The sequence below is a fragment of the uncultured Sphingorhabdus sp. genome, from assembly GCF_937872355.1.
Classification (GTDB): Bacteria; Pseudomonadota; Alphaproteobacteria; order Sphingomonadales; family Sphingomonadaceae; genus Sphingorhabdus_B.
The window spans coordinates 1-10,435 of sequence record NZ_CALMSV010000036.1 but is presented as its reverse complement, the minus strand read 5'-3'; the positions used below and the strand labels follow the sequence as shown (position 1 = coordinate 10,435).

Below are 10,435 nucleotides of genomic sequence, written 5' to 3'. Positions count from 1 at the left end.
CAAATGAAGCCGCTAGGGTGCAGCCCCATACCCAAGGCTTCGTGAATGCGATCCAGCAATATCCCTACACGCCGGGCGCGCTCTATCAGGTCTATGCTGCACCGGGCCAAGTGACCGACATCGCGCTTCAGGAAGGCGAGCAACTGGTCGGGTCGGGTCCGGTTGCATCGGGAGACACAGTGCGCTGGATGATCGGCGATACGGTCAGCGGCACCGGCGCGCTCGCCCGCGTCCATATCCTCATCAAGCCGACCCGCGCCGACATTGCCACCAACCTGGTGATCAACACCGACCGGCGCACTTATCACCTCGAACTGCGCGCCACGCCTTCGACCTATATGGCTTCGGTGTCTTGGACCTATCCGCAGGACGAACTGATCGCGCTGCACCGGGCGCGTGAGGCGGAAGCACGCAACGCTCCGGCCGGAGCCTGGATCGTCCGCGACCAAATGAACTTCGATTACAGCATCAAGGGCGACAAGCCCGACTGGCGGCCGTTACGCGCCTTCGACGATGGCGTAAGGGTCTATGTCGAATTTCCAGAAAACATTGGCCAAGGCGAGATGCCGCCGCTGTTCGTGATCGGTGCGGGCGGTGCTGCCGAACTGGTCAACTACCGCGTTTCGGGGCGTTATATGATCGTCGATCTGCTGTTCGCCGAGGCCGAGCTGCGCCTGGGTGACCGCAAATCCGAGCAACGTGTCCGCATCCGCTCCAGCCGCCGGAAGGCTACGTCATGAGCCATGATCCTGAAACCCCGGTGGAGCTCGAAGGCCCGACCGGCGATCCGCAAACGGCAGTCAATCTGCGCCGCGAGCCGCCAAGGGTCATGCGGCTTTCGAGGAAGGCGATCGGCATCGCCTGCGCCACGACAACCGCTTTGATCGGTGGTGCGCTGATCTATGCGCTTCAGCCCGGCGATCCGAGAGGAAGCCAGGAGCTTTACAACACCGATAGCCGCAATGCCGCCGACAGTCTTGCGGGCGCGCCAAAGGATTATGGTCAGGTTCCCAAGCTGGGCGCACCATTGCCAGGCGATCTCGGAAAGCCGATCCTCGACGCGCAGGACGAGGGAGCGATTGCAGCGATGCCACCTGTTGGAACGGGAGCGCCGTCACCCGAACTTACTGCCTTGCAACGCGCGGAACAGGGACGAGAGGCCGCGCGCCAGCGGCTCGAACAGGAGCGCGACGCCGCCCTTCAGGCGCGAGTGTTTTTCGGCGGAACGGGTGGCGGCAATGCGCCCGCCAGCGCCGCGCTGCCGATTGGTGGCGATACGCCGGCTACAGCCTCACCGGCACCAACCGGGCAAACTGAAAGCCGCCGCACTTTTCTCGACCGCGCAGCAGATCGGCGCACCGTCTCGCCTGAACGTCTGATTCCGCCTGCCGATTCCCATATCCTTCAGGCCGGCAGCATCATTCCGGCGGCGCTCATTACCGGCATCCGCTCCGACCTGCCCGGCCAGATTACCGCGCAGGTGACGCAAAATGTCTATGACAGCCGCACCGGGCGGATCCTCTTGATCCCGCAAGGGTCGCGGCTCATCGGTGACTATGATGCCGATGTCGCCTTCGGGCAGAGCCGCGTCCTGCTTGCCTGGAACCGGCTGATCCTGCCCGACGGCCATTCGATCGTGCTAGAACGCCAGCCCGGTGCCGATCCTCGCGGATTTGCAGGGCTTAAGGATCGAACTGACTTTCACTGGGGGGGAGTCTTGAAGGCCGCGCTTGTATCGACCCTGCTGGGTGTCGGGGCCGAGCTGGGCTCGGGCGAAGACGGCAATCTCATCCGCGCGTTGCGGCGCGGCAGCCAGGACAGCGTGGGCCACGCGGGCGAGCAGATTGTCAGTCGGGAATTGAACGTGCGGCCGACGCTAACCATCCGGCCGGGTTTCCCGGTGCGAGTAATTGTGACGCGCGATCTGATCCTTTCGCCGAGAGGTGGGAAATGACCCGCCTAAAACTCGCCGATCTCGCCGATGAAAAACCAGTTCGCCTCACTGTCGAACTGTCGGCTCGATTGCATCGCGACCTTTTGGCCTATGCGCTTGCGATCAACGGTGGCGAGGCCAAGGGCGCACCAACGATGGAGCGGATCGTCTCGCCCATGCTTGAACGGTTCATCTCGTCCGACCGCGAGTTCGCGAAGACGCGTCGTGGCAGTCCTCCGACACCATGCATTGGCTAGCGTTGTTCGAACAAATTAACCGAGCGCTGGTTTAAAGATAACTCAGGTTACTATTGTTGACGATCGCCCGGCGCCCGACTTTTTTGCAAGTTTTCCAGCGCCGTTGCAACATGCGCATTCCATAGGTCTAGCGCTTCGCGCTTTTCGTTTTTCCAATCATGCCGCTGGTAAATCCCTGCAACGCCGGCACGCGAGCCGCCGACGTGGTTCAAAACCGCCTCGGTAACTTCAAAACGGACGCCAAGCCGCTGAAAGCCGGTTGCAAGAGTCCGGCGCAGGTCATGCAGCCTCCAAGGCCGCATCACCTCTCCATTGTCTTCCGCGATCAGCCTGTCGAGCTTTAGCTTGCCCTTATGATATCCCGTGAAGCCTCCGCCAGTCGATGTCGAAAAAACCTTACCGCGTTGCGGCCAGACGGATTTCTCGGCAACTGCGTCAAGCACGGAGATTGCCAAGTCGTTGAGCGGGACCCGGTTCGGTTCGCCATTTTTTGCGCGATCTCCGGGCAAGGTCCAGATGCGCTCCGTCCGATCCAACTCATCCCAGGTCAACGACGAAACTTCTTCGCGCCTCTGACCGGTTACAATCAACAGCCTCACAATCGGTCCAAAACAGGGGTGTGTTGCGGGTGCATGGAGCCAAACCCGCGCCAGTTCCCGATCCGAGAGCCATCGATCACGAGCTTTGACAGCTGGCGGGGTTTCCATGCCTTCCATCGGGCTGCGATCAATATCGCCCCTACTGACGGCCCAGCGAAACATCCGCCGAAGAACAGCGAAAACATTGCGGCGATTGGCAATCTGGTGTTCGGGCATCCGATCGAAAACGGCCACTACATCGGATCGGGCGATTTTGGGTAGCGGCTTGTTCCCGAGCGCCGGCTTCGCATAGAGCCGGAACGAACGCGCAACCAGTAGCTTCCAGCCTCTCCCGACGCATGCCCTCTCAAATTGATCTGCATAATTGTTGAACGCAAGGTCGATTGCCTCGCGCCGACGCTGCTTTTCAACCTCTACTGGATCGATACCTTGCGCAATGAGCACCGAAAGTCGCTGCGCTTCGTCCCGGGCGGTTGTGGGTGTCCAGGGTGATCCGTGGCTGCCAATTGTGTAGCGCCGCGTACTTGCTTCCCGGCCGCCCATTCGGAACTGCAGGATGTATGACACGGCTCCACTCTTTGTTATCTTCGTCCCAAAGGAACCCTTCATTTCGCGATGCGATCAATGCATCGACTATTCTTTTTGTGATTCTTCCACTAGCCATTTTCGCCTCCAAATATGGGCGTTGCAGCAATCACCCAGCAATCACCGGGCAATCACCGAGGCGGAAAATGCCGCCAAGGGACGAAAATTGTAGCGTAGCTAATATGCTGATATAACTCGGCAATTATACGCTATAGGTATCCCTAATTACGCCTCCAGCGGAAATACCACACTTCGTGACCGTATACATTACGGGCCTTGGCTTCATAACGCGTTTCGGGCCAGCCGCCGGGGCGCACCTGAAAATCTTTGGGACCATTGCATAGCCATTCGAACTGGTGGCGGTGCGTTTGCATCACCATCAGCGCATGACGCAGATATATCGCGTGATCGGTGCCGAACCGGAATTCGCCGCCGGGCTTTAGCTTCGCCGCGATCATGTCGACCGGGCCATCATTCATCATTCGTCGCTTTGCATGCCGCGCTTTTGGCCAGGGGTCTGGATGTAGCAGGTACACAAAGCTGAGGCTGCCATCTGGAATTCGCGCCAGTACTTCGAGCGCGTCGCCCATATGGATCCGGACATTGGCTAGTGGGCCGATACCGTTATAATTGTCGATATGGGTAAGCGCCTGCGCGACGCCGTTCTCAAAGGGTTCGCAGCCGATAAAGCCATGATCGGGCAGCATGTCGGCGCGGTAGGCCATATGCTCCCCGCCGCCGAAACCGATTTCGAAATGCAGCGGCCGATCGATGCCAAAAAGACGTTCTGCGGTAACCGGGCCATCTTCCGGTACCGCAATTTGCGGAAGCAGATTGTCGATCAGGTCCTGCTGGGCGGAGCGCAGTTTCTTACCCTTCGACCGGCCATAAAGGCGGTTGAGCGTTGTCGGGTCTCCGGCTTTGTGCGCAGTCATGGCGGCGGCGATTAGCGGAAAATGCTGTCGGCGCAAGCGAGTCTGTCGTGCGCCGTCGGTCTTTACCGGATTTACACTAACTTACGTGCAAAATGATTATTACTTGGGGGGTATTCGGACCAGCGTGATTACCGACAAGATCTTCTTTTGGGTACTTCCCGTCATGTACGGCGTCTTTACTGCCGTGTTCATGACGCTCGCGCGTTCGGAGAGCGGATCTTCTTCTGCAAAGAAGGGCGCCGCAGCCTTCGGTATTGGCATGCTGGCGATTGTACTCGATACGCAACGCAGTCTTTTCCCAAGTTGGTTCTTCACAATTGCTGTTCCGCTTCATTGGCTCGTCATCTGGTATACAGCCGATGCCTTCCTGACGCGTCATGGCGATAAAATACCGGTGAAGCCTGCGGCGACACTTTTCGCAATTGGCCTTGCGATCAATCTGTACGCCACCTTCATCGTTGATAGCGTGGCAATAAGGGTACCGAATGCATCGATCGTCGCCATCGCCATTCTGACTTTGGCGTTACCCGGGTTTTTTAAGCACCGTGCTAAACGCTTGGATAAGGTGACTGCATTTGTGGTGGCGATGTGCTGGCTTTGCTATCTGGTACGATTTGGTTTCTACTTCACGCTCGACCAGTCTGGTGAATATGCGCGGACCAGCCAATGGTCGCAATATATGATGATTTTCTATTTCACCTCAGCAATTTTCGCACTGAGTTTGGCATTTCTGCTGGTGATGGCGATCACGACCGACATGGTGGCGCGGCATTTTGCTGCGGCGACGATTGATCCACTGACCGGGGTTGCCAATCGACGAGGTTTTGAACGGATGCTGGAAGGCCCCGGGGGGGCCATGCCGTTTCAATCTGCTTTGATGGTCGACCTTGATCATTTTAAGCAGGTCAATGACACATATGGGCACGGCATTGGCGACGGTGTTCTTGTCGCAGTTTCGCAGACGCTGATTACATGCTGCAGGGGGCTAGGAGAAGTCGTGCGCTTTGGCGGGGAAGAGTTTGTGATTCTTCTCCGAACGGGCGAGAGAGCGGCGGTATTGCAGCTTGCTGAACTTTTGCGGTCCGCCGTGGCGGCAACGCGGTTGGATGCGCCTTATGAAGCATTATCTTGCACCGCGAGTGTCGGTGTCGCGCTGGTCGAGCCGGGCGAGGATATCGACGATTCCATCCGGCGGGCGGACCGTGCACTGTATCGTGCGAAAGAAACCGGCCGCAACAGGGTGGTTTTCGCCGATGTCGACGAAAACACACTCAAAACCGTTGCGGCCGTTCCAGCTTAGGCTAGCGCTGCCTTCAGGTCTTCGACCAGATCGGTGCGTTCCCACGGGAAGAAATCGCCCTCCGCCTTGCGTCCGAAATGGCCGTAGGCAGCGGTGTTGCGATAGATTGGTTTGTTGAGACCAAGATGGGTGCGGATCGAACGCGGGGTGAGGCCCCCCAGCTTTTCAATACCCATGATGGCAGCTTCAATCTTGTCGTCGCCAACCGTCCCGGTTTCGTGGGTGTCGACATAAAGTGAAAGCGGTTTGGACACGCCGATAGCATAGGCCAGCTGGATCGTGCAGCGCGTCGCAAGGCCAGCGGCGACGATGTTCTTTGCCAGATAGCGGCTGATATAAGCGGCTGAGCGGTCGACCTTTGTCGGGTCCTTGCCGCTGAACGCGCCGCCGCCATGCGGGGCCGCGCCACCATAAGTGTCGACGATGATCTTGCGGCCGGTGAGGCCAGCATCGCCATCGGGGCCACCAATTTCAAAGCTGCCTGTCGGGTTGATGTGATATTCTGTTCCGCGCAGCAGCACTGGCGGAATCACGTCTGCGACCACCTTTTTCACATAGGCGTGCAGTTCGGCTTCCTTTGCGCCTTCATCATAGCCCCGTGCATGCTGGGTCGAGACGACGACTGCGGTTGCCGCGACGGGCAGGCTGCCTTCATAACGCAACGTCACCTGGCTCTTGGCATCGGGCTCCAGAAATGGAGCTGCGCCCGAATGGCGGTCAGCGGCCATGCGCTCGAGGATTTTGTGGCTGTAGTAGAGCGTGGCCGGCATCAAATCGGGGGTTTCGTCGGTCGCGTAACCGAACATGATGCCCTGATCGCCTGCGCCTTCATCCTTGTTGCCGCTGGCATCAACGCCCTGCGCGATGTGCGCAGACTGGCCGTGCAGATTGTTTTCAAAGCGGAAGCTTTCCCAATGGAAGCCCTCCTGCTCATATCCGATTTCCTTAACCGTGCGGCGGACGGTGGCCTCAATCTCTTCCTTCGCGCCGGGTGCCCATTCACCGTTTTCATAGACGCCCTTGCAGCGGATTTCGCCGGCCAGCACGACAAGTTGGGTGGTGGTCAGCGTTTCGCAAGCGATGCGGGCTTCTGGGTCTTTGGACAGAAACAGGTCGACGATGGCATCGCTGATCTGGTCGGCAACCTTGTCAGGATGGCCTTCGGATACGGATTCAGAGGTGAAAAGATAATTGGTGCGCATGGTTTTTCCAGTCAGTGGCTGTGTCTGCGTATAAAGAAATCTTTATGTGCTGCGCGGCCCATTAGCGAGAAGAGTGACGTCGGGCAAGTGGCAACAGCGCGCATGCGATGAGCAGTGCGGCAAAGGCGAGCGGCAGGAGATTGCCGTAAAGAGCAAACAGCGTTGGCGCTTTTGCCAAAGGCAAACGTGCGTCGATGCGTCCCGCTTTGCCATGGGACAGTCTGTCGATGATGCGACCGTCGGCGTCGACCACGGCGCTGATCCCGGTCGGGGTCGCGCGGACAACGGGCAGGCCCTCTTCGATCGCGCGCAGGCGGGCCTGCGCGAGATGCTGCGGCGGGCCCCATCTGCCGAACCAAGCATCGTTCGAGGGGTTGAAGATGAAATCGGGGCGGTTGGCGCGGTCCGTCACCTGCCCCGAAAAGATGATTTCATAGCAGATCTGCATGCCGACTTTCACGCGCTGTCCGTTGAATGGAAGGTCGAGCGTACGCGGACCGGGACCGGGCCAGAAATCGATCGTCCCCGGCACCAATCGCGTTGCGCCGAGCGGCTCGAGCAGCCAGCGAAGTGCCAGATATTCGCCATAGGGAACGAGGTGCGCCTTGTCATAGGTGGCGAGAATTTTGCCCGAGCTGTCCATCGCGGTGACGCCATTACGCGCGCCCACGAGTTGCTCGCCTTTGTCAAATTCCAAACGGTCCACGCCAGTGATCAGGACGTCACCGGGGTTCATCAGCCGCATCAAAGTAAGTCGTGCACCCTGGGCGCTCTCTCCGGGCTGGAACTGGTAGTAACGGAAGGGATAGCCTTCCTCCAACCGCCAGGGGATCGCGGCTTCGGGCCAGAGGACCAGGCGGGGGCGTTCATTTTTCGGCTGGCTGTGTTGGGCAAGGCGGGAGAAATTGATCGCGTCATAACCGGGAGCATATTTATCGATCTGGCTGATATTGGGCTGAACGATTGTGAGTTCGACCTGCCGTTTGTTGAACGCTTTGTTGCGGATCACGGTATCGATGCTGTCCGTGTTGAACACGACCAGCGCAGTCACAGCCAACATAGTGAGCGGTAAGGCTAGGAAAAGGGCAGGTCGCCACGTGCGGCTTACCAGCAGCAGCAAGATACCTGCTGATGCGATGACCAACCCTGACAGCCCATAGCTGCCGATATAGATGGCAGGCGCTGCCGCATCGCCGACCGCAATGACGCCCAACGGGTTCCAGGCAAAGCCGGTGAAGACCCAACTGCGAAACCATTCGGTGATGATCCAGCATCCGGCGAATGCGAGGATGAATGGGATCGTCGCCTTGGGGGAGGCAGGCGCGGCAAAATTCGCAATCCGCCACACCCCCCAGCACGCTAGAGCCGGATAAACCGCCAGATAGAGCGCGAGCAAAAACACCGCGATCCAGCCCAGCCAGGCGGGCATGGCTGCCTGATAGGTGAAGGCGGTCGCGATCCAGTTGTTGCCGATGCAGAAATGCCCAACGCCGAAGAGCCAGCCCAGAACGAAGGCGCGTTTGCCGCTCTTCGCCCTGGCAACCAACTGCATCAGTAATGCGAGGCTCAGCAAAGTCAGCGGCCACAGATTGAGCGGCGCAAAGCCGGTGGCGGAAATTCCGCCCGCAATCAACAGGGTCAAACCGTGATGTTTTTCGAAAGTTGCCAGCAGCTTCGCCATTGGATGCTGACATGGCGGGCAAATGTTGCAATTGCAATCGCTCAAACTTGTTGTTTGCCGTTCAGACGCGCGCTGCTAACAAAAGCCGATGAACATGATCCCGATTTTTGCGCTGATGCTGGCACCCAATCCGCCCATCCCGATTAGTGACCTGCAGATGCGCGATATTGGCTGTGTTGCTGTAATCGGCATTGTCGCGCACGAGCAACGATCTGGCGCTGAAGCGTTGGCCAGCTATGCCGACGTTCGCGAGAGTGGTAAGCGCTGGGCCGGGATAGTGGGCGAACGGGTGATGCAAGAGAGTGGTCAGCCACGTGAGGTTGTCGCCTTTGCTATCAAGCAGGCGGTCGAGGCCGAGCAAGCCAAGGTCATCGGGATGGATGATGACGCTAAGTCGAAAGACTATGTCCGCAACCGCTTCAACGAATGCCAGTCTGTCATGGACAGGCAGCTCGCCGCGACTGACGCTTCGACCTCTGCCGCCGCCGTTGACAACAGCGCGTCGATGCTGGCAGCCGAACCTGATTGGCAAACCGACGAACCAGACAAGATCGCCCTATATCGCACTCAATTGGGTGAGGATTTGGGGAACCCGCATCGCATCCGCTATTGCAAGACGCTGGTCGACATTTCGTACAAGGAAATTTCAGGGCGCGAGGGTGCTGACAGTCGCGATGCGAAGGCTTTCGCGCGACTGGCGAACGCTTTTGCTATGAAGGCCCGAGGGCTTCCCGCTGCCGGAAAACCCAAGCCTATTTCTGCCGAAGAACTGCAGGTCGAGCTCGAAAACGAACCCAGCAACGAAGAAAAAATGGCGCGCTGCCTTCGCCTCGGGGAATCGCTAGCGCTGGCGATGCCGCCCGAATGAGCTTGCGCCCGTTTCACCTTGCCTTTCCCGTGCATGATCTTGCAGCAGCGAGAGCGTTTTACGGCGAACTGCTTGGCTGCCGCGAGGGACGCTCGTCGGATCACTGGATCGATTTTGATCTCTATGGCCATCAAATTGTGGCGCATCTGGACGCTGGCATGACGCCGCGCCCGATCCACAATGCGGTCGACGGGCACGACGTGCCGGTCCCGCATTTCGGGATCGTCCTGACAATGCCGCAATGGGAGGATCTGGCCTCGCGCCTGAAGGCGGCTGGCGTGCAGTTTGGGATAGAACCTTATGTCCGTTTCAAAGGGCAGGTGGGCGAACAGGCGACGATGTTTTTCACTGACCCCAGCGGCAATGCATTGGAGTTCAAGGCTTTTGCCGATGATGGACAGTTGTTCGCGACCTGATCAGGTCCGTTGAAAAACCTGCTCCATGGTTGTTACGCCTGAGCATTTGTCGCTCGCTTTCGATCCGCCGCCCGCCAGCATTGAGAAAGCGACAAAGCCGCCGACAACGATTATGATGAACCCGGCGCTGACCCAGGCCAGATATTTGTCGATGAAAGCCTTGATCGGCGCGCCGAATTTCCAGAATAATATGCCCACCAGCATGAACTGGAAGGCGCGGCTCAGCACGCTTGACCAGATGAAATCGAATAAGGGCATCTGGATGAAGCCCGCGGTCAGCGTCAACAGTTTGAACGGGATCGGGGTTGCGCCTTTTATCAGGATGATCTCTGCCCCGAATTCGCGCAGATAACAGGCGGCCGCGGGGAAAGTGTCCCACAGGCCCAAGGCCTTGAGCAACGACACGCCAATGGTTTCATAGGCAAAATAGCCAATGGCGTAGCCGAACAGTCCGCCCAGCACTGATGCAATGGTGCAGACGGCGCCATAGCGGATCGCGCGGTCGGGCCGTGCCAGGCACATCAGGCCAAGCAGTGGGTGTGGCGGGATCGGGAAGAAGCTCGATTCAATGAAGGAGAAAAGGAACACCCAACCCCCCCCCAGGGGGGGGGGGGCGTTTTCCTCCGCCCCCTCGTATAAAAGCAGGCACAACATGGGGT

The 10,435-nt window shown here is 58.7% G+C and carries 11 protein-coding genes; 6 read left to right on the top strand and 5 right to left on the bottom strand.

Annotated features, from left to right (window positions below; genetic code table 11):
* From trbG to Q0239_RS01810, 3 genes are all read left to right on the top strand, one after another.
* On the top strand, window positions 1-740 hold a 740-nt coding region (trbG, locus tag Q0239_RS01820), incomplete at its 5' end, for a P-type conjugative transfer protein TrbG (RefSeq protein WP_298597420.1).
* Complete coding sequence (locus Q0239_RS01815; RefSeq protein WP_298597417.1) at window positions 737-1,954, top strand: TrbI/VirB10 family protein; 1,218 nt, start codon at window positions 737-739, stop codon at window positions 1,952-1,954. The genes trbG and Q0239_RS01815, both read left to right, overlap by 4 nt.
* On the top strand, window positions 1,951-2,190 hold the full coding sequence (locus Q0239_RS01810) for a DUF2274 domain-containing protein (protein WP_298597414.1): 240 nt from the start codon (window positions 1,951-1,953) through the stop codon (window positions 2,188-2,190). The genes Q0239_RS01815 and Q0239_RS01810 overlap by 4 nt, the downstream gene beginning before the upstream one ends.
* A 50-nt stretch (window positions 2,191-2,240) precedes the next feature.
* Here the strand turns inward: Q0239_RS01810 and Q0239_RS01805 are convergent, their stop codons facing one another.
* Window positions 2,241-3,356, bottom strand: coding sequence for a site-specific integrase (locus Q0239_RS01805; protein ID WP_298597411.1), 1,116 nt, complete (start codon window positions 3,354-3,356; stop codon window positions 2,241-2,243).
* A gap of 239 nt (window positions 3,357-3,595) precedes the next feature.
* Window positions 3,596-4,309: a tRNA (guanosine(46)-N(7))-methyltransferase TrmB gene (locus Q0239_RS01800; protein ID WP_298597406.1), complete on the bottom strand. Its 714-nt coding sequence runs from the start codon at window positions 4,307-4,309 to the stop codon at window positions 3,596-3,598.
* Between Q0239_RS01800 and Q0239_RS01795 the strand changes: the two genes are divergently transcribed.
* Complete coding sequence (locus tag Q0239_RS01795) at window positions 4,308-5,609, top strand: GGDEF domain-containing protein (protein WP_298597403.1); 1,302 nt, start codon at window positions 4,308-4,310, stop codon at window positions 5,607-5,609. The genes Q0239_RS01800 and Q0239_RS01795 overlap by 2 nt on opposite strands.
* Here Q0239_RS01795 and metK read toward each other — a convergent pair.
* Window positions 5,606-6,811 (bottom strand): methionine adenosyltransferase, encoded by a 1,206-nt coding sequence (gene metK / locus Q0239_RS01790; RefSeq protein ID WP_298597401.1) that lies wholly within the window; start codon window positions 6,809-6,811, stop codon window positions 5,606-5,608. The genes Q0239_RS01795 and metK overlap by 4 nt on opposite strands.
* A 61-nt stretch (window positions 6,812-6,872) precedes the next feature.
* Window positions 6,873-8,492: an apolipoprotein N-acyltransferase gene (gene lnt, locus Q0239_RS01785; protein WP_298597397.1), complete on the bottom strand. Its 1,620-nt coding sequence runs from the start codon at window positions 8,490-8,492 to the stop codon at window positions 6,873-6,875.
* A gap of 88 nt (window positions 8,493-8,580) precedes the next feature.
* Here lnt and Q0239_RS01780 point away from each other — a divergent pair, with 88 nt between their 5' ends.
* Window positions 8,581-9,360, top strand: a complete 780-nt coding sequence (locus tag Q0239_RS01780; RefSeq protein ID WP_298597394.1) for a hypothetical protein — start codon at window positions 8,581-8,583, stop codon at window positions 9,358-9,360.
* Window positions 9,357-9,776, top strand: coding sequence for a VOC family protein (locus Q0239_RS01775; RefSeq protein ID WP_298597391.1), 420 nt, complete (start codon window positions 9,357-9,359; stop codon window positions 9,774-9,776). Before Q0239_RS01780 ends, Q0239_RS01775 begins: the two co-directional genes overlap by 4 nt.
* On the opposite strand, the gene Q0239_RS01770 is transcribed toward Q0239_RS01775, so the two are convergent.
* A complete protein-coding gene (locus tag Q0239_RS01770) occupies window positions 9,777-10,430 on the bottom strand; it encodes a DedA family protein (RefSeq protein WP_298597423.1) in 654 nt (217 codons plus the stop codon).
* Between the last annotated feature and the right edge of the window lie 5 nt (window positions 10,431-10,435).

Excerpts from the sequence above, each read along its gene's own strand:
- metK (WP_298597401.1), bottom strand. The coding sequence starts at position 6,811 with ATGCGCACCAATTATCTTTTCACCTCTGAATCCGTATCCGAAGGCCAT.
- Q0239_RS01775 (WP_298597391.1), top strand. The coding sequence starts at position 9,357 with ATGAGCTTGCGCCCGTTTCACCTTGCCTTTCCCGTGCATGATCTTGCA.
- Q0239_RS01780 (WP_298597394.1), top strand. The coding sequence starts at position 8,581 with ATGAACATGATCCCGATTTTTGCGCTGATGCTGGCACCCAATCCGCCC.
- Q0239_RS01815 (WP_298597417.1), top strand. The coding sequence starts at position 737 with ATGAGCCATGATCCTGAAACCCCGGTGGAGCTCGAAGGCCCGACCGGC.
- Q0239_RS01795 (WP_298597403.1), top strand. The coding sequence starts at position 4,308 with ATGGCGGCGGCGATTAGCGGAAAATGCTGTCGGCGCAAGCGAGTCTGT.
- Q0239_RS01800 (WP_298597406.1), bottom strand. The coding sequence starts at position 4,309 with ATGACTGCGCACAAAGCCGGAGACCCGACAACGCTCAACCGCCTTTAT.
- Q0239_RS01810 (WP_298597414.1), top strand. The coding sequence starts at position 1,951 with ATGACCCGCCTAAAACTCGCCGATCTCGCCGATGAAAAACCAGTTCGC.
- Q0239_RS01770 (WP_298597423.1), bottom strand. The coding sequence starts at position 10,430 with ATGTTGTGCCTGCTTTTATACGAGGGGGCGGAGGAAAACGCCCCCCCC.
- lnt (WP_298597397.1), bottom strand. The coding sequence starts at position 8,492 with ATGGCGAAGCTGCTGGCAACTTTCGAAAAACATCACGGTTTGACCCTG.